17 protein-coding genes are annotated in these 24,351 nt (G+C 70.7%); 9 read left to right on the forward strand and 8 right to left on the reverse strand.

The genetic code is table 11. The annotated features are described in order from the left end of the window. The first annotated feature begins 86 nt into the window (after positions 1 to 86). The 4 genes from ACFWI4_RS09795 (at position 87) to ACFWI4_RS09810 (ending at position 3,750) form a co-directional block, all read left to right on the forward strand. Positions 87 to 887: an ABC transporter permease gene (locus tag ACFWI4_RS09795; RefSeq protein WP_385407708.1), complete on the forward strand. Its 801-nt coding sequence runs from the start codon at positions 87 to 89 to the stop codon at positions 885 to 887. Between the two features lie 58 nt (positions 888 to 945). Continuing rightward, positions 946 to 1,791 carry an ABC transporter permease gene (locus tag ACFWI4_RS09800; RefSeq protein ID WP_387193152.1) on the forward strand — a complete coding sequence of 282 codons (846 nt, stop codon included), beginning with the start codon at positions 946 to 948 and terminating at the stop codon, positions 1,789 to 1,791. 16 nt (positions 1,792 to 1,807) lie between these two features. Then, entirely contained in the window at positions 1,808 to 2,818 is a 1,011-nt protein-coding gene (locus ACFWI4_RS09805) for an ATP-binding cassette domain-containing protein (RefSeq protein ID WP_387193155.1), read from the forward strand. A gap of 62 nt (positions 2,819 to 2,880) precedes the next feature. Further along, positions 2,881 to 3,750, forward strand: coding sequence for a DUF1707 domain-containing protein (locus tag ACFWI4_RS09810; RefSeq protein ID WP_387192989.1), 870 nt, complete (start codon positions 2,881 to 2,883; stop codon positions 3,748 to 3,750). A gap of 101 nt (positions 3,751 to 3,851) precedes the next feature. Here ACFWI4_RS09810 and ACFWI4_RS09815 read toward each other — a convergent pair whose 3' ends face one another. Then, entirely contained in the window at positions 3,852 to 5,180 is a 1,329-nt protein-coding gene (locus ACFWI4_RS09815; protein WP_387192992.1) for an SGNH/GDSL hydrolase family protein, read from the reverse strand. A gap of 237 nt (positions 5,181 to 5,417) precedes the next feature. Between ACFWI4_RS09815 and ACFWI4_RS09820 the strand changes: the two genes are divergently transcribed. From ACFWI4_RS09820 to ACFWI4_RS09830, 3 genes are all read left to right on the forward strand, one after another. Further along, entirely contained in the window at positions 5,418 to 6,959 is a 1,542-nt protein-coding gene (locus tag ACFWI4_RS09820; RefSeq protein WP_387192994.1) for a DUF445 domain-containing protein, read from the forward strand. Between the two features lie 53 nt (positions 6,960 to 7,012). After that, complete coding sequence (locus ACFWI4_RS09825) at positions 7,013 to 8,527, forward strand: MFS transporter (protein ID WP_387192997.1); 1,515 nt, start codon at positions 7,013 to 7,015, stop codon at positions 8,525 to 8,527. A 73-nt stretch (positions 8,528 to 8,600) separates the two neighbouring features. Next, on the forward strand, positions 8,601 to 9,074 hold the full coding sequence (locus ACFWI4_RS09830) for a hypothetical protein (protein ID WP_387193000.1): 474 nt from the start codon (positions 8,601 to 8,603) through the stop codon (positions 9,072 to 9,074). A gap of 27 nt (positions 9,075 to 9,101) precedes the next feature. On the opposite strand, the gene ACFWI4_RS09835 is transcribed toward ACFWI4_RS09830, so the two are convergent. Together ACFWI4_RS09835 and ACFWI4_RS09840 are read right to left on the reverse strand one after the other, a co-directional pair. Continuing rightward, positions 9,102 to 9,617: a levansucrase gene (locus ACFWI4_RS09835; protein ID WP_387193002.1), complete on the reverse strand. Its 516-nt coding sequence runs from the start codon at positions 9,615 to 9,617 to the stop codon at positions 9,102 to 9,104. A gap of 53 nt (positions 9,618 to 9,670) precedes the next feature. After that, on the reverse strand, positions 9,671 to 10,135 hold the full coding sequence (locus tag ACFWI4_RS09840; RefSeq protein WP_385407691.1) for a hypothetical protein: 465 nt from the start codon (positions 10,133 to 10,135) through the stop codon (positions 9,671 to 9,673). Positions 10,136 to 10,297: 162 nt separating this feature from the next. Here ACFWI4_RS09840 and ACFWI4_RS09845 point away from each other — a divergent pair, with 162 nt between their 5' ends. Further along, positions 10,298 to 11,263 (forward strand): GlxA family transcriptional regulator, encoded by a 966-nt coding sequence (locus tag ACFWI4_RS09845; RefSeq protein WP_387193006.1) that lies wholly within the window; start codon positions 10,298 to 10,300, stop codon positions 11,261 to 11,263. A gap of 50 nt (positions 11,264 to 11,313) precedes the next feature. Here the strand turns inward: ACFWI4_RS09845 and ACFWI4_RS09850 are convergent, their stop codons facing one another. After that, positions 11,314 to 11,616, reverse strand: a complete 303-nt coding sequence (locus tag ACFWI4_RS09850; protein ID WP_385407687.1) for a hypothetical protein — start codon at positions 11,614 to 11,616, stop codon at positions 11,314 to 11,316. A gap of 109 nt (positions 11,617 to 11,725) precedes the next feature. On the opposite strand from ACFWI4_RS09850, the gene ACFWI4_RS09855 reads away from it, so the two are divergent. Next, positions 11,726 to 12,418: a hypothetical protein gene (locus ACFWI4_RS09855; RefSeq protein ID WP_387193009.1), complete on the forward strand. Its 693-nt coding sequence runs from the start codon at positions 11,726 to 11,728 to the stop codon at positions 12,416 to 12,418. Between the two features lie 76 nt (positions 12,419 to 12,494). Here the strand turns inward: ACFWI4_RS09855 and drmB are convergent, their stop codons facing one another. Genes drmB through ACFWI4_RS09875 form a run of 4 tightly spaced genes read right to left on the reverse strand, consistent with a single transcriptional unit; the run spans position 12,495 to position 24,254 of the window. Then, positions 12,495 to 14,363, reverse strand: coding sequence for a DrmB family protein (drmB, locus tag ACFWI4_RS09860; RefSeq protein WP_387193012.1), 1,869 nt, complete (start codon positions 14,361 to 14,363; stop codon positions 12,495 to 12,497). Next, positions 14,360 to 17,608, reverse strand: coding sequence for a helicase-related protein (locus ACFWI4_RS09865; RefSeq protein WP_387193015.1), 3,249 nt, complete (start codon positions 17,606 to 17,608; stop codon positions 14,360 to 14,362). Before ACFWI4_RS09865 ends, drmB begins: the two co-directional genes overlap by 4 nt. Continuing rightward, positions 17,605 to 19,509: a UvrD-helicase domain-containing protein gene (locus ACFWI4_RS09870; protein WP_387193018.1), complete on the reverse strand. Its 1,905-nt coding sequence runs from the start codon at positions 19,507 to 19,509 to the stop codon at positions 17,605 to 17,607. The genes ACFWI4_RS09865 and ACFWI4_RS09870 overlap by 4 nt, the downstream gene beginning before the upstream one ends. Next, positions 19,506 to 24,254 carry a DEAD/DEAH box helicase gene (locus ACFWI4_RS09875; protein WP_387193158.1) on the reverse strand — a complete coding sequence of 1,583 codons (4,749 nt, stop codon included), beginning with the start codon at positions 24,252 to 24,254 and terminating at the stop codon, positions 19,506 to 19,508. Before ACFWI4_RS09875 ends, ACFWI4_RS09870 begins: the two co-directional genes overlap by 4 nt. Positions 24,255 to 24,351: the final 97 nt, after the last annotated feature.

The following is a 24,351-nucleotide window of genomic DNA, read 5'->3' on the forward strand; positions in this document are numbered from 1 at the left end:
GTCGTGCCGGAAAATGCGTGGCGGCTCCCGCCCGGCCGGGTCTAGGCTCCTGCGCTTTGGCTCAACGCAGGGGAAGGGGACGGGTTGTGGGCACGGCGCGGTTGTACGCGGCTGTCGCGGCCGGCGGGTTCCGGCGGTACGCCACCTACCGGGTCGCCACCGCGGCGGGTGTCTTCACCAACACGGTCTTCGGGCTGATCCTGGCGTATCTGTTCATGGCCCTGTGGGACAGCAGGCCGCACCTCGGCGGCTACGACCAGGCGCAGGCCCTCACGTACGTCTGGGTCAGCCAGGGCCTGCTGATGGTGGTCGCGATGATGGGCGGCGGCTTCGAGGACGAACTGATCGAACGCATCCGTACGGGTGACATCGCGATCGACCTGTACCGTCCGGCCGATCTCCAGCTGTGGTGGCTCGCCCAGGACATGGGGCGGGCGCTGTTCCATCTGCTGGGCCGCGGAGTGGTCCCGCTGGTGTTCGGCGCGCTCTTCTTCGACCTGGCGCTGCCGTCGGATCCGCTGACCTGGCTCGCGTTCCTGGTCGCGGTCGCGCTCGGGGTGGTCGTCGGGTTCGCGATCCGGTTCCTGGTGGCGCTGTCGGCGTTCTGGCTGCTTGACGGCGCGGGAGTGGCGCAGCTGACGTCGATCGCCGGGATCTTCTGCTCGGGGATGCTGCTGCCGCTGAACGTGTTCCCCGGGGCGCTCGGCGAGATCGTACGGGCACTGCCCTGGTCGTCGCTGATCCAGGCGCCGGTGGACGTCCTGCTGGGCACGGCGGATCCGCTGGGCACGTACGCGGTGCAGGGCGCGTGGGCGGCCGGGCTGCTGGCGGCCGGGCGGCTGGTCCAGTCGGTGGCGACACGAAGGGTGGTGGTCCAGGGTGGCTGACCCGGTGGAGGAGAAGGTGACGCGGGCCGGGCCCCTCGGTGAGGCGCCGGTCCCGGCGGTGGAGTTCCGTCCGTTCGAGCGGCAGGGCCGGTACGAGCGGCTGCGGGACGGGCTGCGCGCCTACCGGCTGATCACGGCGATGTGGATCCGTTCCACGATGGCCTACCGGGCGTCGTTCGCGATGACCGCGTTCGGGAACTTCGCGGCGACCGCCCTGGACTTCGTGGCGATCCTGCTGATGTTCTCGCGGGTCGACCGGCTCGGCGGCTACAGCCTGCCCGAAGTCGCCCTGCTCTACGGGGTGTCCGGGGTCGCGTTCGGGTTCGCCGACCTCGCGCTCGGCTCGATGGACCGGCTGGGGCGCCGGGTGCGCGACGGCACGCTCGACACCCTGCTGGTGCGTCCGGTGCCGGTGCTCGCACAGGTCGCCGCCGACCGCTTCGCGCTGCGCCGCCTGGGCCGCATCACCCAGGGGCTGCTCGTCCTCGGGTATGCCCTCGCCGTCCTCGACATCCACTGGACGCCGGTCAAGGTGCTGATGATGCCGATGATGCTGCTCAGCGGCGCGGCGATCTTCTCGGCGGTGTTCGTGGCGGGCGGCGCGTTCCAGTTCGTCGCCCAGGACGCCTCCGAGGTGCAGAACTCCTTCACGTACGGCGGCAACACGCTCCTCCAGTACCCGCCGACCGTCTTCGCCAAGGACATGCTCCGCGGGGTGACGTTCGTCCTCCCGCTCGCCTTCGTCAACTGGCTGCCCGCGCTGTACGTGCTGGGGCGGCCGTATCCGCTCGACCTGCCGGCGTGGGCCGCGTTCACGCCGCCGCTGGTGGCGGCGCTGTGCTGCGCGCTCGCCGGGATCGCCTGGCGCGCGGGGCTGCGCGCCTACCGGAGCACGGGAAGTTAGGAGAACGGTGGTGGCCATCGCTGCGGACAGGGAGCCGGCGGGTGCGGGCGGGGACCCGGGGCCCGGGGGCGGGTTCATCGAGCTCGACGGGGTCGAGAAGGTCTTCGACGTGCGCAAGAGGACGGGGTTCCTGCGGGGGGAGCGGCGGCAGGTGCGGGCCGTCGACTCGATCTCGTTCACCGTCGGGCGCGGTGAGATGGTCGGCTACATCGGCCCCAACGGTGCCGGGAAGTCGACGACCATCAAGATGCTGACCGGCATCCTCACGCCGTCCGCCGGGCGGCTGCGGGTCGCGGGTCTCGACCCGTCCCGCGAGCGCACCCGGGTGGCGCGCCGGATCGGGGTCGTGTTCGGGCAGCGCACGACGCTGTGGTGGGACCTGCCGCTGATCGACTCGTACCGGCTCATGCACCGGATGTACCGGGTGCCGGACGCGCGGTTCCGGGAGAACCTCGACCGGTGTGTCGAACTCCTGGAACTGGGAGCCCTGTTGGACGTGCCGGTGCGCCAGCTGTCGCTGGGGCAGCGGATGCGCGGCGACATCGCGGCGGCGCTGCTGCACGATCCCGAGGTGCTCTACCTCGACGAGCCGACGATCGGGCTCGACGTGGTGAGCAAGGTGCGGGTGCGGGAGTTCCTGCGGGACCTGAACGCCGAACGCGGCACGACCGTCCTGCTCACCACGCACGATCTGACCGACATAGAGCAGCTGTGCCGGCGGGTGATGGTCATCGACCACGGGCGGCTGATGTACGACGGGGCGCTGAGCGGGCTGCACGAGGTGGGGGAGAGCGAGCGGACCCTGGTCGTGGACCTGGAGCGTGAACTGCCGCCGATCGAGCTGGAGTCGGCGCGGGTGGTGAAGGTGGAGGGGCCGCGCCAGTGGCTGGCGTTCCCGGCCTCGGCGTCGGCGGCTCCGCTGGTGGCGCGGATCGCGGCGGAGTATCCGCTGGTTGACCTCTCGGTGCGGGAGCCGGACATCGAGGCGGTCATCAGCCGTATGTACGCGGGGAAGACGGTGTCGTAGGGAGGATTTCGGGAGGGCGGGCCGGATAGCACGCGGACGGGGGACCTCGTAGGCTGCTGTCCATGACCGACGAACTCCCGGAGCTGCGTGCCTCCGACGCCGATCGTGAACGAGTCGCCGAACAGCTGAGGGACGCCCTCGCGGAGGGCCGTCTCGACATGGAGGAGTTCGAGGAGCGGCTGGAGGCGACGTACGCGGCCCGCACATACGGGGAGTTGGCGCCTATCACCCGTGACCTGCCGGGGTCGGCGCCGTCCGCTCCCCGGATCTCGATGGTCAAGCAGCCGGTGGACGACGGCAGTTGGGGTTCGCGGATCGTCGGCGGCGAGGGTTCGTCCTCGTGGGGCGTGGCGGTCCTCGGCGGTTTCGAGCGCAAGGGACGCTGGACGGTGCCGCGGCGCTTCAACTCCTTCGCCTTCATGGGCGGCGGCGAGATCGACCTGCGCGAGGCGAACTTCGCGGACCGCGAGGTGATCATCAACTGCGTGGCTTTCATGGGCGGGTTGAACGTCGTCGTGCCGCCCGGGGTCGAGGTCGTGGTCCGCGGCATCGGCATCATGGGCGGCTTCGACCACCGCGAGGAGGGCAGGCCGGGCGACCCGGGCGCGCCCCGGGTGGTCGTCACGGGCTTCGCGTTCTGGGGCGGTGTGGGTGTCGAGCGCAAGCTCACCCGTGCCGAGCGCCAGCGGCTGAAGGAGGAGCGCCGGCAGGAGAAGCTGGAGCGCCGGGAGGGCCGCAAGGAGTTGCGGGGCTCGCGCGAGGACGGCCTCGGGGACATGTTCGACGCGCTCGACGAGGCCCGCGATCTGATCCGTGAGCGGCACGAGGAGCGCCGTGAGCGTCATGAGGAGCGGCGGCTGCGTCACGAGGAGCGCAGGGAGCGGCACCGCGAGCGCCGGGAGGACCGCGACCGGCGGCGCGGCGGCTACTGAACGGCACTCCGCCGGGTCACAGGTCCGCCGCAGGGTCACGTCGGCGCACTGGTCCGCCGGTCACGCCCGATCACAGGTCCGCCGGGCTCGGATCCGCCGGGTCACAGGTCCGCCGGGACCGAGCCCTTCAGGGCCTTGAGGTCGAACACCTCGGCCATCCGCCGGAAGCCCTTGTCGCTCGGGTGCAGATGGTCGCCGGAGTCGTAGTCGGGGCGCAGCCGGCGCGGGTCGTAGGGGTCGCGCAGCGCCGCGTCGAAGTCGACGTAGGCGTCGTACACCTTCCCGGCCCGGATCTCGGCGTTCACGGCCTGCCGTACGGCGTCCCGCGCGGGGGTGTAGCCGCGGTGCCCCCGGAAGGGCATCAGGGTGGCGCCGACGACCCGCAGTCCGCGGGCGTGGGCCCGCCGTACCAGGGCGCGCAGACCGTCGGTCACGGTGCGCGGGTCGACCTGGTCCGGGTTGCGCAGGATGTCGTTGACGCCGAGGTCGACGACGACGGCCTTGACGTTGGTGCGGCCGAGCACGTCCCGTCCGAACCGGCTCAGTCCGCTGGGGCTGTCGGCCGGCCGGCCGGCCCCCGCGGGGAGGACCTGGTTCCCGCTGATGCCCTGGTTGACGACGCTGTAGCGGGGTGTGTCGCCGGATCCGGCCGAGGCGCGCAGCCGCTCCGCGAGGACGTCGGTCCAGCGGCGGTTGGCGCCCACGGTGGAGGTGACGCCGTCGGTGAGCGAGTCGCCGAGGACGACGACGGTGCCGGAGGCGTCGTCGCTGAGGACGTCGAGGGCGGTCAGGTAGCGCCAGTAGGGGCTCTGTTCGGTGTACGGGGCGGCGCTCACGTCCTCCGTGCGGTCGCCCTCGGCCACGTAGGAGATCTGCTGGGCGCGCGGGTGGTACGTGACGGGGCCGGAGGGGGTCGGGGAGTACGTCGTGACCAGGACGTCCACGCCGTGCGGGATGCGTACGCGGACGGCGTCGCTCATGACCTGTCGTCCCGCCGGGACCGTGACCGTCATGGAGCCGTCGAAGGTGAGGCGGCGCATGGTGTCGGCCGCGGCGGCGGCGTTGTTCGCGGTCGCGGCGACGGCGATCGTGGCGTGCGTGACGACCAGCGGGGTCCGTCCGAAGAGATTGGACAGCGTGATGCGGGCACTCGTACCTGCGGCGGCCGTGTGCACGACGTTGCGCACGGAGCGGCCGGCGAGTCCGTCCGGCTCCGTGCCGGGCTCGGCTCCGACGGGGGAGGCGGACCAGGCGCCGACCCAGGTGCCGGTGGAGGCGGGTGCGGCGTCGTGCGACGTGCGGCCACCGGTCACGGCGGCCTTGGCGGCGTGGCCGTCGTCGGCCGCGACACCGACGTATATGGCTGCGGAAAGGACCACGACCACGGCAAGGATCGCGGCGAGCAGGGCATAACCGTGACGCTTGGTCATGCGGTGCGTGTCTCCTCGGACGAGGGAGCGCGAGGCTCCGATGGGATCACTCCATGATGCGTCATGGACCGGAAGGACCCCGACGCGCCCCCTGGGGGGACCCTGAGGTTCCCCTGGTCGATTCCCCGTCAGGACAGACGCCGGGAACTCCCCGGGCGTTCCAGGAGTCGGTCAGGAAGAGAGGAGAAAGGGACAATGTGCACGGGGTGTGACGTGGCCGGCGAACGGGTGGAGTGAATGGAACGCACGAATTCGGGTGACCCGGACGGCATCGGGCAGCATGCCCGCCCGGACGACCCCGCGAACGCGGGGGCCCGGGGGAGCGCCGGGGAGACCGCGAACGGGCGGACCCCGAGGAGCGCAGGGGAGACCGCGAACGGGCGGACCCCGAGCAGCGCCGGAGGGACCGCGAACGGGCGGACCCCGAGCAGCGCCGGAGGGACCGCGAACGCGGCGAGCCCCGGAAGCGCTTCGGCGGGTGCTTCGGCGGCCTCCGCCGCGCCACCGGGCCGGACGATGAACACCTTCAGCCCCGCCGACGAGGAGAAGCGCCGGGGCGTACGCCGGATGAAGGCGACCGCCACCGGTCTGCTCCTGTTCGTCGCCCTCGTCTACGTCCTGGCCAAGTGGGCCTCCAACACGGGCGCGGGCCCCTGGGCCGGCTATGTCGCGGCGGCCGCCGAGGCGGGCATGGTCGGCGCGCTGGCCGACTGGTTCGCGGTCACGGCCCTGTTCCGGCACCCGCTCGGCCTGCCCATCCCGCACACCGCGATCATCCCGACCAAGAAGGACCAGCTGGGCGTCTCGCTGGGCGAGTTCGTCGGGGAGAACTTCCTCTCCGAGGAGGTGGTCCGCCAGCGGCTGCGCGCGGTGGGCATCGGCAGCAGACTCGGCGCCTGGCTCGCCGACCCCGACCACGCGGACCGGGTCACGGCCGAACTGGCCGCCGCCCTGCGGGGCGCGCTGACCGTGCTCCGCGACTCCGACGTCCAGGCCGTCGTCGGGGAGGCGATCACCCGCCGCGCGGACGCCCAGGAGATCGCGCCCGGCATGGGCAAGATGCTGGAGAAGATCGTCGTGGACGGCGGTCACCGGCGGTTCGTCGACCTGGTGGTCACCCGCGCCCACGACTGGCTGGTGTTCCACGACGCCCAGGTGATGGACGCCGTCCAGGGCGGCGCGCCCGGCTGGACCCCCCGTTTCGTGGACAGGAAGGTCGGCGAGCGGGTCTACAAGGAACTGCTGCGCTTCGTCACCGAGATGCGCGACTCCCCGTCCCACCCGGCCCGCGGGGCCCTGGACCGGTTCCTCACCGACTTCGCCTCCGACCTCCAGTCCGACACCGACACCCGCGCGCGCGTGGAGCGCCTCAAGGGCGAGGTGCTGGGCCGCGGCGAGGTCCAGGACCTCATCGCCTCCGCCTGGACGGCCGTACGGTCGATGATCGTGTCGGCGGCGGAGGACGAGCGCAGTGAACTGCGGCTGCGCGTGCGGGCCTCCCTGCTGTCCCTGGGCGCCCGGATGGCCACCGACCCCAAGCTCCAGGCCAAGGTGGACAGCTGGGTGGAGGGCGCCGCCGTGTACGTGGTGACGACGTACCGCAAGGAGATCACCTCGCTGATCACGGACACGGTCGCGGGCTGGGACGCCGAGCACACGACCCGCAAGATCGAGGCGCACATCGGCCGCGACCTCCAGTTCATCCGGATCAACGGCACGGTGGTCGGCTCGCTGGCCGGACTGCTGATCTACGTGGTGTCGCGCGCGCTGGGGGCTTAACCGGCCGGGAGGCGGGAACCCGGCCGGGGTTCACCCGACGGAGAGGGAACCTCATGCCAGTCCCCGCCGCACCGGCCCCCGGCCCCGCCGCGACCGGCACGGTCACCACGGACGTGCCGTCCCGGCTGGACCGCCTGCCCTGGTCCCGCTGGCACTGGATGATCGTGATCGGCCTGGGAACCGTCTGGATCCTGGACGGCCTGGAGGTCACGACCGTCGGCAACATCGCGGGCCGCCTCTCCGAGCCGGGCAGCGGTCTGTCCATCTCCTCGGCACAGGTCACCGGTGTCGCGGCGGCGCTCTACGTGGCGGGTGCCTGCGCCGGCGCCCTGTTCTTCGGGTGGCTGACCGACCGTCACGGCCGCAAGAAACTCTTCATGATCACGCTCGCCGTGTACCTCGCGGCGACGGCCCTGACCGCCGTGTCCTTCGACGCCTGGTGGTTCTTCACCTTCCGCTTCCTCACCGGCTTCGGCATCGGCGGCGAGTACGCGGCCATCAACTCGGCGATCGACGAGCTCATCCCCGCCCGGTTCCGCGGCCGGGTCGACCTGATCATCAACGGCACCTACTGGCTCGGCGCGATCGGCGGTTCGCTGCTGTCGATCGTCATGCTGAACACGGACATCTTCCCCGAGGACCTCGGCTGGCGGCTGACGTTCGGCCTCGGAGTGGTCCTCGGCCTGGTGATCCTGCTGGTCAGGCGGCACGTTCCGGAGAGCCCGCGCTGGCAGTTCATCCACGGCCGCGGCGATCGGGCGGAGGAACTCGTCGCCTCCGTCGAGGAGGAGATCGAGGAGGAACGGGGTGAACCGCTGCCGGCGGCGCAGGGCGACATCACCATCGAGCAGCGCAAGGGCATCGGGTTCGGCGCCATCGCGAGGACGGTCTTCGGCACGTACCCGAAGCGGGCCGCGCTGGGCCTCGCCCTCTTCGTCGGCCAGGCGTTCCTCTACAACGCCATCACCTTCGGCTTCGGCTCCATCCTGACCACGTTCTTCGACGTGCCCACCGGCGGCACCGGCTACTACTTCGCCGTCATCGCGGCCGGCAACTTCCTCGGCCCGCTGCTGCTCGGCAAGCTCTTCGACACCGTCGGCCGCCGCGTGATGATCTCCTCGACCTATCTGATCTCGGGTCTGCTGCTCTTCGTCACCGCCTGGCTCTTCGACCAGGGTTCCCTGAACGCGGTGACGATGACGGCCTGCTGGTGCGTGGTGCTGTTCTTCGCGTCGGCGGGCGCCTCCAGCGCGTATCTGACCGTCTCCGAGGTCTTCCCCATGGAGACCAGGGCCATGGCGATCGCCTTCTTCTACGCCATCGGCACCGCGGCCGGCGGTATCAGCGGCCCGCTGGTCTTCGCCGACCTCACGAAGTCCGGCGTCGTCGCCGACACGGTGCTCGCGTTCCAGATCGGCGCCTCCCTGATGTGCGCCGCGGGCCTGGTCGCCGTGTTCCTCGCGGTCAGGGCCGAGGGCCGCTCCCTGGAGGACATCGCCGCCCCGCTGTCGACGGCCTCCGCGCCGGCCGGCACCTCGTCGTCGGCCCCGGCGGCACGGGCGGGCTGAGCGGGCCGGGCGCCGGTGTTTCTGAGTACGCGTACTCTGTCGCGGCCCCGCCCTGCGCGCGACCCTCGTACGCATGACCGAGAAGCTGCTCCGCCCCCTGCGAACGCGCCCCTGGCCGGAACGCTGGCTGACGCGTGTGCTCGGCGCCGCCCTGTCCTGCGCGGCGTATCTCGCCTGTCTCCCCTGGGACCTGCGCAACCGCCCCGCGTCCCCCGGCTCCGAGGTGGAGACCACCCCGGTGACGGGCACGGGCGTCCTCGCCCTCGCCGCCGTCCTGCTGCTCCTGGCCGTCCACTTCGGACTCAGGGACGCGCTGGCCTGGCCCCTGCTCCTGGTCGCGGCCCCTCCTGCCGCCCTGCTCTACGTGTCCCTGCGGACCCATCCAGGACCCCCGGACGGCTTCGCCGACGCCTGGCCGCTGACCTGGGCGGCCGTCACGCTGCTCGGCGCCGCGGCGGTGCTGGTCGCGAGCGCGGTGGCACGGCAGTTCAGGCCGGATCTGATGGACGCGGGGGAAGAGGAACTGGCCCTTGCGGGCCGCTGGTGAGACGCCCCGGGCGGCCGGGCGGCACGGTCACTGCCCCTGACCGTGGAAGTACGCCGCGCCCTTCTGATCGAAGTACGAGGCGTAGACGCGCCCGATCATCGGCTTGCCGCGGTACATCCCCACGTACTGACGCGAACTGTCGACCACGACGGGCCGTGTCATACAGGCGAACTTGACCCGCTGCTGCGCCTCGGCCCACTGCACGGCCGCCGGATCGACCCGGTCGCTGACCAGCAACGGGAAGGCGCCGATGCCGTTCTGGAAGCCGACGGGCAGACCGCCCTTGGTGTCCTTGGCGTACTTCATCACCTGGTCGGTGAACCCGGAGATGGCCGGCACGGTTATCTCCGGGACGGCCGCGGCCACCGTGAACAGGTGCAGCTTCGTCCCCATCCACCGCATCCGGAACTCGCCCCGCCGTCCCACGAGTACGGGCACCCCGGCCCAGTCCTCCCACCGCGTGGCACACCCGTCGGCGGTCAACTGCCGTTCCACGAAGGCAAGGTAGGCGCCCGCCGGGGATTGCTGCTGGTTCGCGTCCATGGCGGGATCCTAGGGCCCGGTGGCCGTGTCCGGAACGGGTGCCGCCCGACCGGCTAGGCGCCCGTCGTGGACCCCGGCCGAATGATCATCAAGACGGTGACGACGGCCCACAGCAGATTGAAGATCCCGGTGAACATGGCGAGCCGCACGGTCGCGGCGCGATCCACGGTGGTCCCGCCCGCCGTTCCCTCCAGGATCGCGCTCTGCCGGGGCAGGACGAGCAGGCCGAGGACGACGGCCGCGAGCGCGGTCAGCGCGATCGAGACGATCAGCCAGGTGTCGCCGAGGACCCCCATGTCGCTCGCCGTGGCGAACCCGAACACGGGCACGACGACACCCGCCACCGCGTACACCTGGCAGATCCGGTGCAGCAGCCGGACGGTGGCGAGGGCACCCGGGTCGTCCGGCGCTTCGAGCGCCTTGCGCGCGGCCGGCGGGAACATGCTCGCGGCGACGGTGACGGGCCCGATGGCGACGATCGCGGCGATGACGTGGACGGCGAGGAGGAACTTGGTCACGGGGTGACGGTAGATGCTCGGGCGGATCATGGAGAAGTGGCACTTCTGCCAGGACCCAACGGATTCTGGCCAGGCCCTGGAGGTCTGCTCGAAGCGGACAGACCATGGATCCAGCAGGTGTACCCACATGGCGAGATCCCGTCGTACACCTAGACTCCGGTCATGCACACCGTGGCCGTACTGGCCCTCGACCAGGTCATCCCGTTCGATCTCGCCGCCCCGATCGACACCTTCGGCTGGGCCCGGCTGCCCGACGGCAGCCCGGCGTACCGGACGCGCGTGTGCTCGGTGACGGCGGACGCGGAGGTGAGCGCGGGCGCGTTCACCCTGCGCGCCCCGTACGGCCTTGAGGCCCTGGCGGAGGCGGACACGATCATCGTGCCGGGCGTGGCCGACCCGTCCGCTCCCCTCCCGCCGGGCGTCGCGGAGGCGCTGCGCGCGGCGGCCGCGAACGGCACCAGGATCGCGTCGGTCTGCGTCGGCGCGTTCGTCCTGGCCGCGACCGGCCTGCTGGACGGGCTGCGGGCGACCACGCACTGGGCCGCGGCCGGGGAACTCGCGGCCAGGCACCCCGCGGTGACCGTCGACCCGAACGTGCTCTACGTCGACAACGGCCGGCTGCTGACCTCGGCGGGCGCGGCGGCGGCGCTGGACATGTGCCTGCACATGATCCGCAAGGACCATGGTTCGGCGGTCGCGGCGCACGCGGCCCGGCTGTCCGTGATGCCGCTCGAACGGGAGGGCGGACAGGCCCAGTTCATCGTCCACGGCCGGCCGCCTGCCCCGGCGGGCGCGACCATGGAGCCGCTTCTGGCGTGGCTGGAGGAGAACGCGGAGCGCGAGCTGACCCTGGAGGACATCGCGGTCCACGCGGGCACGAGCATCCGTACCCTCAACCGCCGCTTCCGCGAACAGACCGGCACGACCCCGCTCCAGTGGCTGCACCGGGCCCGGGTCCGCCGCGCCCAGTACCTCCTGGAGACGACCACGTACCCGGTGGAACGCATCGCCGCCCAGGCGGGCTTCGGCTCCCCGACGGCGTTCCGGGACCGCTTCAGACGGGTGGTGGGGACGAGCCCGTACGCGTACCGCCGGGCATTCCGCGGCACGGAGGACCCGGCTTCCTGAGGCTCAGCGGCGCAGACGGATCCGATCCGATGCGCGCCCTGTACGGGGCCTCAGCCGCGACGGTCTGCGACGGCCCAGGAGGCGAGGGCCATGGCGCCGGCGACACCGAAGACGGCGGGCCAGGCGCCGACCTTCTTGGCCAGGGGATGCGACCCGGCGAACGCGGCGACGTACCCGGCGGTCAGCGCTCCGGCGGCGACCCCGCCGGCCTCCTGCTTCCACTGCCGGGCGGCGGCGACGCCGGCGACGGCGAGGACGACCCCGCCGAGCTGCCGCTTCCGCGTCCACCGGGCGACACCGTACCCACCGACAAGCCCCCCGGCGGCCACCACCGCGGCCGGTACCTTCGCCATGACTGCCTCCTAGTCCGTTCCCCGAGGCTAGCGCCCTGCCGCAGCCGGGGCGTGCTCGGGCCCCGGCACCCGGGGCCGACTGTCGGTGCCACCCGATTGGATGGGTGGCATGACAGCCCCAGACATCGCCGGTGCCCTGCCCGACATCGACACCCTGAAGAACCTCTGCCGGTCGATGGCCATGGCCGAGGTGATCCTGAATCCCGACGGCGAGTGCGTCCACTCGTACAGCGCCCGGTGGTCGGAGACCGAGCAGGCGGCCTCGATGCGCAATGGCTCGGGCGACGAGTACGACATCGTCTTCGCCCCGGAAGGCGCGTACATCCGGGGCTTCGACCACGAGTCCCCTCTGAGCCCGTACCGCCACGAGGACGTGCCACAGCCCTGGCCGGGTGTGCTGGACTCGGTGCCCGAGGTCTTCCGGCGTCACGTGGCCGAGCCCGCGTTCATGGACGAGAACGGATGCCCTGTGGTGACGGTGTGCCTGTGGCGCGAGACGAACGCTCCGTCCTGGCAAGCCGGCCGGATCACCTTCCCCGCGCCCCACGAGGATCCCGACGGTTCGAGCTGGCTCTTCGAACTCCTCCTGGACCCGACCCCGGAGGCGTTCAGGAGCTTCGCCGAGGACTACTACGAGGTGCCGGTGGACATCGAGGCACTTCGTCAGGTGTACGAGCTGCGCCCGCTCGAGCGCACGCTGGTCGCCGCACTCAACCCCGAAGCCTCCGTCCCCGAGGTCGTCGCGGCCGCGAGGACCATGGGATATCCCCTGGCCGACGATCTGCTGTCGGACGCGTCCTGACGTCGTGCAGCGGAGGCCGCGGCTGCTTCGAGCCCCTGACGGTGTGCTCGAAGCAGCCCGACCTTCTCCCTCGGCGTCAGCGGGCCACCATGTCGGCGAAGAAGCCCAGCTCAGGGTCTTCCGGGGTCCCTACGAGCAGCGCGCGGTCCAACAGGATGTTGTTGTGCTCACAGCTCGTCTCGGGGAGCATCACGCAGGCGTGACAGGCGGCGAGGTTCGTCCCACCGGCGCCGGACACCACCGTCTCCATGCAGAGGGGATCCGAGGAACACCACTCGGCGCGACGGACGGCTGAACGCAGGGTTCCTTCGAGGAGCTGCGGCTCACCCTGTGCGACGAGACCCCCGAGACTGCCCGCCGAGTCGCTCGTGGCCGTGTAGACGAGTATCCCGGCCATGTCGTCGGCGGCGTACAGGCGCTCCCGCAAGGACGCGGCCGGGTAGCCCGCCTCGAGGCTCCACTCGTTGATGAGGATGTGGGCCAAGGTGTGCAACAGCACCATGCGAGGGGTGGCCGGAGAGGGGGCGACCCGAGTGGGATCGTCTGCGCGCTGTTCCAGTGCCCGCTGATGCGCCGTGCGCATCCGTTCGATCCGTGCGGCCACGGCAGTCGTCTTCTCCCAACCGTCGAGCCGGTCCTCGTCCAGGCGGAGGAAGACTCCCTCACCGTGCACCTCCATCGCGGGGAGCCAGCGCAGCGGGGAATCGGAGAGCGGCATCTCCTTCGCCCCGGTCGTCGACTCGGCGTCGACGAGCCGGGTGAACGCCTTCAGGGCGCGCACCTCGCGCAGCTTCTTGACCAGCATCGGGCCGCTGATGCCGAGCGGACCCAGAACGCTCTGGTCACCCAGGGGGGCCTCGCAGACGAACTGCTCGTCGCGGGACTGCTCGCTCTCGCGGTTGCCCGAGCGGAGACGCTCGTACTCCTTTTCGCGCAGCGCGCGGTAGCGGTGGTCGAAGGTCGGCTCCGCATCGCCGTCGGGGTCCTCCTCGCGCTCCGCGTCGAGCAGCGCCATCACCTCGTCCAATGGGACGGGGCACGCTTCGCCCTTGAAGACGACCCTGAGGTGGAACTCGACGTGCTCCCGACTGTCGTACTGGCGGAGCGCGTCCCAGTGTTCGGCGAGCGGATCTCCACGGCCGTCGCTCCACGGCGGGATCGAGAGGGCCGACTTCAGCACGGGCTGCCACACGGACGAGGAACCACGCTGCAACGTGCGCAGCGGGAGTCCGCAGTCCGACGCGGGAGCCGAGGTGCCCAGCCACGGGCGGGTTCCCCTGCACGTGAGCCCCAGGTCCTTCAGCGCGTTCCTGCGGAACGAGCCCTCCATCGACACCTCGGGTGCCTGCCCGCAGGTGCAGGAGACGATGATCGAGCGGAGCGAGGAGGTACGCCCGGACGTGCGCAGCATGAGTTTCCCGCCGCACTGGCCGGCTGCCGAGGCACCCCGGTCGGGAGAGCGGTGCACCCACTGCCAGTAAGGGAACTCTCCGAGGTGTCCGGCCTCGCAGGCGACCACGAAACGCGAGGGGACGAGGTCGACCTCGCACGTGCCGCAGACACTGCGACCGGCCGGGGGGTTGAAGTCTCGGTGTCGCTGGAGTTCGTTGCACTCGGGGCAGGAGTGCATCAACGGGAAGCGCCGGACGCGCAGGCCGTCCTTGCTGCCGTCGTCGGAGGCGGGCGGCAGCCGGAAGTAGTCGACGTCGAGCAGACGGGCCAGGCGCCGTTCGTGGATGCGCGGGGACTCGTCGAGGCTCCAGCTCTCGTCCGCCCCGTCCAGACCGGAGACGACGAAGGACTCCTGGTCGACGGCGATGAGCGATCCCACGCCGTACGTGGTGATCGCCTGAGCACGGCGGACCGTACCGCGCCGCGGGAGGTTGTGGGCCGGCGCGTTGCCGTTCGCGGCGTTCCGGCGGCGACGGGCGGGGGGCGGGGTCATCGGGTTCCCTCCATGAACAGGGCGGACTCGGCATCGACGTCGCGCAGGCTCCACAACGTGGAGATCCCCTGGGCAGTCGCTGACTCGTCGTCGTACGTCTTGAGGAGCGCGGGGGCACGACTGCCCCTGCGAGGTTCGAAGAGCAGGCCGCTGTGGATGTCGGCCTCCTCGCACCACCAGTCGACGAACTCGTCGAAGGCCTGGGCCGTGGCGCCGGCCTCCTCCGGGGTGACCGCGGCCACACGGTCGAGGAGCACGGACCTGATACGGCCGCGGACGACGTGTTCGTACGAATCGATCCGGCCGGCGCCTTCGTTGGGGCGCGCCGCCGGGATCAGGATGCGGGCGAGAGCGACGATCACCGCGTGCAGGCCCCGCTCGCGAGCGCGGGCGGAGAACGGTGTCACGGAGGTCGATTCGACCTCGCGGTAGAGAGCCGAGTGGAAGTGCTGGAAGCCCTCGTAGTGCGATCGGTCCCGTGAACGGGACGAGTTGAGCATGACCGCCACCAGCCCGGGGTGCGCGCGACCGACCCGGCTGGTGGCCTGGATGTACTCGGCGGTCGTCTGCGGCTGTCCCATCACGGCCATCAGGCCGAGGCGATCCACGTCCACTCCGACCGCGATCATGTTGGTGGCCAGCAGGACGTCCACCGTGTCCTCGTCGGGGAGCTTCTTCTCAATGCCCTTGAGGCGGGTGGGGATCTCGCTGGCGTCGACGCGGCTGGTCAGCTCCGAGTAGTTGGCGACCGAGCGGACCGCCACCTCCTCGCGTTCGGCCAGCAGCTCCAGATAGGCCACCACGTCGTCATGGACCTGGAGTTCGGCCGCGGAGAGCAGCCGGAGGCTGTTGAAGTATCCGACCAGACTCCAGTACGCGTCGCGTACCTCGGCCACCGTCTCGGCGTGCTTGGCCCTGTGCAGAAGGGTGGCGTACGTACGGATCAGCAAGGTGGACTGACTGGTGCCGGGCGCGAGAAGTCCGACGTAGCGTCGGCTCGCCTTCTCCTCGCGCGGTGTCTCGACCGCGAACCACGAGTCACGGGCGTCCAGGCCGGCGGGCGGGAACTGCCTCACGCCACGGGCGAAGAGGTGGCGACCCTGGTCGGCGGCGCGACGGATGGTCGCGGTGGAGGCGATCACCTTGGGCTTGCCGGCGAGCGCGTCCACGGCTGTTTCGTACAGGCCGGTGAGGGTCCCCAGCGGGCCTGAGATCAGGTGCAATTCGTCCTGGACGATCAGCTCCGGGGGAGGGGTTCCGCCGTCGGGGTCGTCGAGGTTGAAGAGGGCCGAGGTCGCCGGACGCCACGGCATCGAGGCGAACTTGTCGACGGTGGCGATCACCAGGGTCGGTCGGGCGTCGTACACCGCCTCGTCGATCAGGTGCACGGGCAGGCCGTCGGCGAACGCACAGTTCGTGCCGGGACAGCGCACGCGCATCCGCACGGCGTCCTCGTCGACCTCGTAGTGGCGGGCGTCGAGGCGAGTACCGCACCAGGGGCAGGCGTGCAGTTGGACGGGATTCTCGGTGGCGAGGCGCTTGTCGAGATTGGCTCGGAGCTCGGCCAGCTTGTGCCCGGCCTCGGCCAGCGTGTTGGGCGTGGCGGAACGGCCCACCCACATGCCGATGGAGAACTCCTCACGTCCCAGCTCGTCCGTGCGGCGCCGCATGTCCTCCATCGCGCAGAGCAGGATCGCCGCCCGCTCGAACTGCTGGAGCGTGAGGAGCCGCAGCGTGTAGCGCATGAGGACGGTGACGCCGCCGCCGTCCGCCCCCTTGCGGATACGACGCAGGAACGACGTGAGGGCGATCAACCCCAGGTAGGCCTCCGTCTTGCCGCCTCCGGTGGGGAACCAGAGCAGGTCGGAGATGTCGCGGTCGCGGTGGTCGGGGTCGTCGATGCCGGCCAGGCAGAGCAGCACGAACGCGATCTGGAAGGGCCGCCAGCGACCGGCGGCCGGGTCGGGGGCACCGACGCGCCCGCCCTTCACCCAGGCGCTGCGGGCGCGCTGGTCCGCCATGGCCCGGTTGGCGAGCCGGAACGCCTTCATCAGTTCGGGCTTGGTCCGCAGCAGCTCGATGCCCTCGCGGATCCGGTCGAGCGCCTCGCGGCAGGCTTCGACCTGGTCCTGCGCCGGCTTCTCGTGGTGGGTGCTCGCCAGAGCCTTCGCCTCGTCGGCCTTGCGGTCGATCCACTGTTCGTAGCCGGCGGCGAGGTCCTCCAGTGCGTCCAGCACCCTGATATCGCCGTTCTCGGCCAATCCGAGCATGGACAGCGCCGAGCTGTCGATCTCGGGGTTCGAGTCGGTGAGCAGGACCTCGACCGTCGGTACGAACTGGCTCCGCACCTCGGCGACAGCAGCGGCTGGCGAGGTGTCGGTGATCCCGATCTGCGGCGGGGTCCAGTCCCATTCGGCGGAGCATCCGTGTCCGACGGCGAAGGTCGGGGCGTGCCGATGCAGCAGCCGACTGGTGGCGACCTCCGGGTCCTGGGCCGAGTTCGGGGCGGACCGTTCGACGAACGCGTCCGAGCCGTCGACGGCTCGGACCGTCAACCCGCACTGGAACAGGGAGAAGGCGTCCTGGAGGTCCCGTTCACCGATCTTCTGCTTGTTGATCAGCGTGACGGTGACCGTGACCGTGTCGGTCCTCGGGTCGAGGCCTCGGACGATCACGTGCAGGTCGACCTTCTCGCGGACGAGTACGCGCGTCTCGCCCGGTGCGGGCGCGGTCACGTCGATGTGCTGCGCCGGAAGCTCCAGTTCGGTGCGCCGCCACCGTTCGCGCTGTTCGGCGGTGGTACGGGCCTCGGCCCGGCGGGCGGGAATCGCGTTGCCCTCGGCATCGGTGGGTTCGTACACGGCCGCGCGGGACGAGACGACGATCGTCCCGCTGATCGTCGGGTCGACAGCGAAGGTCAGGCCCATGGAGGAGGGCCGCCTGTCCCCCGCGGCGCCGACGTCCTGTGCGGCACCGGCCTCCTCGGCGTCGTCGCGGGCGGGAACGGAGGTGGTGTCCTGGCCGTTCTGTTCGGCGGAGAGCTCGGCCTCGCGCTCCTTCGAGGCGCGCGGGTACAGCACACCGGTGAGATAGCGGTCGATCGGTGCGTCCTGGGTGAGCACCTCGTTCCGGTCGTGCGACTCGGAGCTCTCGGTGGGGCCGAGGAGTTCACGGCGAAGCCCCGCCAGAAGTTCCTCGTCGCGGACCCGATAGTGCTCGGAGTGCCGACCTGATCCCTGCGTCATGCGCTCTTCTCCTCGTTGTCGTCGGCTCTCCGGTACCGGCCGATGCCGGTGATCCGCGGGGCGATCCACAGGCCCCGGTCACCGAGTCCGGCGTTGGCGCCGGCGGCGGTGCTTCCCGTCACGGTCTCCAAGGTGTCGATCCACAGGTCGTGGATCTCGTCGGGCCACCAGGGATCCCAGGTGCGGCTCACCTTCTGCACCCGGAAGAGGTCCTCCCGGAACGCCCGGGAGGTCTCGCCGATCTCCCGTCCCTCGTGCAGCAGGACGTACGGCGGGCTCTGTGTCTCGCCCAGCGGCACGTCGTGGCGCCTGCGCAGCACCACCTTCTGGCCGGGGCGGACCCGTTCCAGCAGGTACGTCTGCGTGGCGAGGGCGTCCGTCTCGTGACCCGGTGGATCGTCGCGACACACGTCACCGGCTTCGGTCACGATCCCGAACCTGTCGTACGACCGCCACGACCCGACGAAGCGGCGCCCGCCTTTCTGGTGTCCCGTGCTCCTGAAGTGCGGCAGCTCGGGAGCGGGCGCGTGGTACAGGTCGTGGCGGGCGCGCGTCATCGCCACATACAGCGCCCGGGCCTCGGAAGGGAGGTCGAGGTCGTCCTTGTGGCGCTTGTGCAGTTCGGCGACCGTCGGGGGAGACAGCACGATCACCCGGTCGAACTCGAGCCCCTTGGCCCGGTGCACCGTGGACACGACGATCCGGGCGGCGTCCGGATCGGCGGCCTCGTCGGGGAACCTGCCGTCGGCGACCGCACGGCGCAGTCGGTCCAGGTCGAGGACACCGCGACCGGCTCCGCGCGCGATGCGACGCAGCACCGTCCACAGTGCGTCGGTGTTCGGTTCGAAGGGGAGCGGAATCTCCGTGAGGAGCGCACGGAACCGGTCCTCGGCGAGACCGGTCGCCTCCGTGCGACGCAACAGCTCCGCGACCCAGTACGGCACGGGCCGATCCTCGAGCGGGCGGCGGAGCCTGTGCTCGACGCCGTGCGCGTGCAGCAGACCGGACACCACCAGAGCCTGCCGGTTGTCACGGGTGAGGACGGCGCACGTGTCGGAGAGGTCGCGCAGGCCGTCCAGGGTGAACTCGTCGCCGAGGTCGCCCGTGCCGTTGGCCGGGTCCAGCAGAAGGTCGCGCAGCTCGTCGTAGAGCGCTCCCGCGGCGTCCGGGTCGGCGATCCGCTGGAGCCGAGGACCGTGCGCCAGGGCGACGCGGGCCTCGGCCGTGATCGCCCGGAAGTTGCGGGTGAGACGCAACTCCACCAGATCGTCGGGGTAGGAACAGCGCAGCCAGTCGAAGAACCGACCCGTCTCGTCGGCGCGTTCGTCCAGGTCCGCGATCTGGAAGCCGTACACGGACTGGGCGGCGTCACCGACGACGGTGAAGCCGCAACGGTCCTGGTACCGGTCGAGGAGAGCCTCCACCAGTTCGCGGCGGCCGCCCAGCAGATCCTGCACCTCGTCGATGACCACATGGGCCGGGGGCACGGTGTCGCCGATCTCCAGCGCACCCTTCTCGACCGCACGGGTCGCGGCGGCTATCCGCTCGTCGAAGCCGACGGATCCCCACTCGCCGTCCGGATGCGCCTGGAGGAGCACTTCGTAGGCCCACGAGTCGAAGGTCCGGGCCCGCACCCGACGTGCCCGTTCCCCGTGCCGGGAGATCCGCTCCCGCAACTCCCGCGCGGCGGCCCGGGAGAAGGTGAGCACGAGGATCTCGGCGGCCTCCAACGCCTGGTCAGGGTCCTCGTCGCCGCACAACGCGTCGAGTCGGCGCACCAGGGTGTGTGTCTTCCCCGCGCCGGCCCCGGCTGTGACCAGGACACGCGCGTCCCAGGGCTGCGCGACCACGGCTCGCTGCTCGTCGGTGAGCGGGGGGCTGTCGAGGTAGGCGTCGGTCACTTTCTGCTCCAGAGGTGCTCGAACTGGGTGAACGCGAGCTGGGTGTCGAAGTTGGAGATGTTGTCGGCGACGTTGAGGATCAGGCAGGTGTCCTTGCCGCCGTTCTTGGGACCACGCAGCCCGCGACCGATCATCTGCTGGTAGACGTTGGTGCTGTACACGGGTCGGGCGACCACCACCACGCGGGTCGCGGGCGCGTCGAATCCCTGGGTCAGGACGCCGTAGTTGGTGAGCACCCGGATCCGGCCGGCCCGGAAGTCCTCGATCCGTCGGCGCCGATCCTGGGAGCTGGTGGTGGAGTCCACCGCGGCGGACGAGATCCCGCGGTCGTTCAGCATGGCCGCCAGATACTTGGCATGGTCCACGGAGGTGGCGAACAGCAGGGTCGGCCAGGCCTCCAGGCCGGCGACCGCGTCGACGATGCGGCGACTGCGGGCGTGGTCGTCGGCGAGACGCTGTTCTGCGGCACGGGCGAGTGTCGCCATCCGGTCGGCCTGTGCCTTCTCCTCCCGGGTCAGCTCGATCAGACCGCCCTCCAGAGTGCGGTGCTCGACCTGCGCGAGCATCCCCCACTCCTGGAGGTCGGCGTACGGGTCGCCCGAGGGGAACACCCCCTCGTCGAGGCGACGGTTGCCGAAGCGGCCGACCAGGCGACGGGTCTCCTCCTCGTTGGTGTTGCGGAAGGGGGTGGCGGTCAGGCCCAGCAGATGCCGACCGGTCTCGTACTGAGTGAGCCCCAGTTGCCCGAGGATCTGCGTGTATCGCTTGGAAACGGCCGTGTGCGCCTCGTCCACGATCACCAGTGAGGCCTGTCGCAGCCATGTGTACGCGTCGGTGTCCAGGCAACGCTCCAGCTTGGCGTCCGTCGCGACGACCAGGTGCGGGTGGTCCACGACGTCACCGACCTCGTTGCTGCCCCACAGCCGGCTGATGGTGAGCGGCTGTTCGGCGCCGACCTTGCTCCATACGAACTTCCAGCTCTGTACGGCCTGTTCGCACAGCTCCTCGGTCTGCGCGATCCACAGCAGCGGGCCCTCCAGGTCACCGGCCTGCTTGACCCAGCGGATCACGGCCTCCGCGGTGACGCGGGTCTTGCCGGCGCCGGTGGGCAACGACAGCATCGCGCGTTGAGGCGCGAGCCGGTCCAGCATGGTCATGATGTTGCGGACCAGATCCTCCTGATAGGCGTGGAGCCGCGGGAAGTCCCGTGGTCCGTCCACCGTCTCGAAGGCGGGCGGCGAGGGAGTCCTGGCGCCCGCGAAGGCCGCAGGGAGCTTCAGGTCCGACACGAACGTGACCGCGGCCGAGGAACCGCCGTAGGCGACCGGTGCGTTGGGGTACCTCGCCTGGACATCCCGTGCGTGCTGCTGAAGGACTCCGTCCCCGTGCGCGTTGAAGGCCATCTGCGCGATCCTGTGCCCGGACGGTTCGGCACCTTCGGTCTCCAGCAGTTCGGCCTCCATCAGCCCCTCGGGCAGTCCGGAGCGCAGCGCCTCGGCGCCGATCAGCAGCTCGATCTTGGTGACCACGTCCTCGGCCTCGCGCACGGCCTTGAGCGCCGCCCTCGTGGCACTGTCGCGCGCCATGCGCTCCTGCTGCTCCAGCACCGCCCGGCAGCCGGCCGCGCCGAGCCCGAGCTCCAGCTCGCGGTCGATCAGGCGCAGCATCGGTTCGGGTGCCAGGGGGACGCGGACGCGGATCGTGTCGCCCTGGCGGACAGCGTCCAGCGGGCGTGGTTTCGCACCGTTGGGGGTGCGCGTCACTTCCTCCAGCTCGGAGCACCGCTGCACCGAGGTGTTCCGGTTGCCGCTGTTCAGGCGCTGACGCAGGGCCGGGTACAGCTCCACGAGCGGGACGGGGTCGCCGTCCGGGACCTCGCGGGTCTCACGCGTGATGCTGTCGGCGAAGCGCTTCATGCCCCACTTGTCGACCATCAGTTCGGCGTCCTCGGCGGTCACCACCAACAGGGCGGGAACCTGTTCCGTGCGCAGTGCCCGGTACTCGGCCGCGCCGACGGCGACGGTGATCTCGTCGTCGGGGCGGGTGTCCCAGTCGTCCCCGATCCGGCAGCGAGTCAGTGTGTCCTCGGGGAACTCCGCGCCGAAGCGGGTGAGCATCACGTAGGTGTTGCCGACGAACGCGTCGTCCTCGCTCCGGGCCACCTCGGACAGGAGGGTCTGCCAGCGCTCGCCGGGTACGTCGTCGACGGTCGTCGGCAGGCGCAGCTTGCGAGCCTTCTCCGGGGAGAGGTCGGCGACGGGCAGCACATCGCGGTACGCGGCGAGTTGGGGGCCGACCGCTTCGCTCAGGGGCTTGACGCCCTGAGATGTGGCGACGGTCCCGAACTTCCTGAGCATCCAGCGGATGGGCGACATCACGGCCTGTCGGGTGTTCGACTGCGCGCCGATCTGTCGCGTCCAGTTGTCCACGACGGCGTCGTCCGGCAGCGCTTTCAGGAAGGCCGCACGGGACTCCTCCGACAGCGACCGGAAGAGATGCAGCGGGCCGCCGATCGCGGATCCTTCCACCTTCATGCGTCCGATGGCCGGGCGAGGTGCCTGCTTGTCCAGGCTTCGCAGGTAGGAGGTGTGAACGGCTTCCCGGTACTCCTCGAACCAGGCCTCGCCCTCCGGACGCACGGCGGTCGACGGGCGTTCCCGCAGCCCGATCTCGCGGAAGAAGGCGAGGTCGTCGGAGTGGAACCTCATGTCGACGGCGATGGCCGGATCGCGTGCCGGGTCGACGACGGTGCCGGGCAGCATCGCGTCGCGTACGGGGCGGAACCTGCCGTCCGCGGTACGCACGCGCAGGGTCTCGCGGGCGGTCGGCACGTGGTGGAGCACCGTGGGGGTCAGCCGACGTCCCCCGGCCTGGCGGAACAGGTCCCAGAAACGCTCCCATTCGGCGTTCCCGTAGCCGTCGAAGCCGCGGTCGAGCACGCTGACGAATCGCCCCTCGACGTCGGCCTCGTGTATGCCGAGGAGACTGAGCGCGGAGGCGAGCCCCGGGTCCCGCGCGATCTCGCCGACCACGTACACCAGCGACTCCCGCAGTCCGTCCTCGTCCGCCCGCCGGAACACCTGGCCGGGCACGGGCGGGACGAGACCGTGCTCCTCGGTGAGCACGATCTTGGCCCTGCGGGCCTCCTCGGCGTGGGCCGATCCGGTCTCGACCATCTCGGCGACCAGTCGGATCGCCGTGGCGGACGCCTCGGCGCCGCCCCCCTCGACCAATGCCTCGAGCCACTCGCGCACGTCGGCCCGCCTGTGCGCCGCAGCACCGAGGATGTGCTCGACCTTGCCCGAACGCAGGGTGTCCGCCTCGGCGTTCGGGTGCAGCCAGTTCGACGGGCGGCCGGGGGACTCGTGCCACATCCGCGTCCAGCCGGCGTGCCGATCCTTGTCGAGTCGCGGCGGAACGCGCAGTTCCATCGGACGCCGCAGCACTCCGTCCTGATCGGGCAGCGAGGGTCGGACGGCCGTCCGCGCCCAGATCTCCCGGGTCAGGAACTCGTCGGCCCAGCTGACGGCTTCCTTCACACGGCCGGGGAGCAGCGGAAGGTAGGCGGCAGGATCCTCGGCGGGTGCCATGCCGGCAAGGGAGTCGACCACCAGCGACGCCGAGACCTTGATCATCTCTTCGTTGAACGCGGACGAGTCGAGCAGGTTCTGCCGGTCCTCGTTGGTCTTCCAGGCGCCGTTGAGGATGCCGCTCAGGGACATCTCGTACTTGGTGGGGAAGAAGGACCAGAAGCGTCCCCGCCCCCGCGCCTGCGGGCTGACGTGGAGCCCGGTCTTCGGGTCCTTCTCCAGCGAGGGCACCGCCCAGGCGAGGTCCAGAGCGAGACGATCGTGCAGTTCACCGGCGTCGGCGCGGGCTGCGGGGCCGGGTTCGTGGGTGGTGGAGAACACCCGCCAGTCCGCCTTGATCGTCGGCTTGCCGGTCCGCTCCTCCACGACGGTGTGCAGGTTTCCCGATGTGTCGGTGGTCAACACACGTCGGACGGCCGGAAGCGGCCGGCGGTCCTCGAGGACCACCTTCGCCACGTGAGGGGAAAGCAGTTGGAATCCGAGAGGGAACTCCTCGCGCGACGATCCGGCGGTCGTGCGACCGCCGTGCATGTCCAGCGCCAACCTGTTGGCGGCACCGTGCAGCAGCGGCAGTCGTACGACGGTCGTGGCCCAGCCAGACAACTCGTCGAGCACGGGATCCTGCGCGCGTTCGGCGTCCATGTCGAGAGGGCGGGCCATGCGCAGCACCGGTGCCTCGAAGCCTTCACCGAGCCGCTCCCGTACGCCGGGAACCGCACGGATCTTTTCCAGGGCCCACTCGCGGTCGAAACCGAAGGACCCCGAGGTGCTGAAGAACTGTGGAGCGTCCGTGACGACCAGAACGGATTTCACGCCCACGCCGAAACGCCCGATCTGGCCACCGCGCTTGCGCGACATGCTCATTCGGAGAATCGTCTCGGCGCCTTCAGGCGTCACCGGGTCTCCCTCGTTCGCGCAGTACAGATGCGTGGCCGTGAGAACGACCTGTACGACTCCTCCGGGACGGGAGGCGATTTCGTCGGCCGCGTTCTGTACCAGTTCGAAGAGTTGACGATCGCCGTATCCGCCCTGTGTGATGCGGCGTTCCCCGTTGGCGTGTTCCGGGACCAGGCCGGGATCCACCTCGTAGGTCTGCAGAACGCGAGAGGACTGTTCGACGACAGTGGGAACGACTGAAGGCGGGGAGGCGGACATCTCTTTCACGGCTCCTGGAAATGTTCGGCGTGACGCGGAAGGCGGGGTGGGGACCTGCATGAGGCGTTGAGAGCTGGTTCGACCTGCGACGATGTGA

This window comes from Streptomyces sp. NPDC127038 (assembly GCF_042725875.1).
Lineage (GTDB): Bacteria > Actinomycetota > Actinomycetes > Streptomycetales > Streptomycetaceae > Streptomyces.

What these genes read in the sequence shown, in the direction of transcription:
- ACFWI4_RS09850 (WP_385407687.1), bottom strand. Translation starts at nt 11,616, where the DNA reads ATGGCGAAGGTACCGGCCGCGGTGGTGGCCGCCGGGGGGCTTGTCGGT.
- ACFWI4_RS09815 (WP_387192992.1), bottom strand. Translation starts at nt 5,180, where the DNA reads ATGACCAAGCGTCACGGTTATGCCCTGCTCGCCGCGATCCTTGCCGTG.
- ACFWI4_RS09875 (WP_387193158.1), bottom strand. Translation starts at nt 24,254, where the DNA reads ATGTCCGCCTCCCCGCCTTCAGTCGTTCCCACTGTCGTCGAACAGTCC.
- drmB (WP_387193012.1), bottom strand. Translation starts at nt 14,363, where the DNA reads ATGACCCCGCCCCCCGCCCGTCGCCGCCGGAACGCCGCGAACGGCAAC.
- ACFWI4_RS09865 (WP_387193015.1), bottom strand. Translation starts at nt 17,608, where the DNA reads ATGACGCAGGGATCAGGTCGGCACTCCGAGCACTATCGGGTCCGCGAC.
- ACFWI4_RS09845 (WP_387193006.1), top strand. Translation starts at nt 10,298, where the DNA reads ATGCACACCGTGGCCGTACTGGCCCTCGACCAGGTCATCCCGTTCGAT.
- ACFWI4_RS09830 (WP_387193000.1), top strand. Translation starts at nt 8,601, where the DNA reads ATGACCGAGAAGCTGCTCCGCCCCCTGCGAACGCGCCCCTGGCCGGAA.
- ACFWI4_RS09825 (WP_387192997.1), top strand. Translation starts at nt 7,013, where the DNA reads ATGCCAGTCCCCGCCGCACCGGCCCCCGGCCCCGCCGCGACCGGCACG.
- ACFWI4_RS09810 (WP_387192989.1), top strand. Translation starts at nt 2,881, where the DNA reads ATGACCGACGAACTCCCGGAGCTGCGTGCCTCCGACGCCGATCGTGAA.
- ACFWI4_RS09820 (WP_387192994.1), top strand. Translation starts at nt 5,418, where the DNA reads ATGGAACGCACGAATTCGGGTGACCCGGACGGCATCGGGCAGCATGCC.
- ACFWI4_RS09835 (WP_387193002.1), bottom strand. Translation starts at nt 9,617, where the DNA reads ATGGACGCGAACCAGCAGCAATCCCCGGCGGGCGCCTACCTTGCCTTC.
- ACFWI4_RS09855 (WP_387193009.1), top strand. Translation starts at nt 11,726, where the DNA reads ATGACAGCCCCAGACATCGCCGGTGCCCTGCCCGACATCGACACCCTG.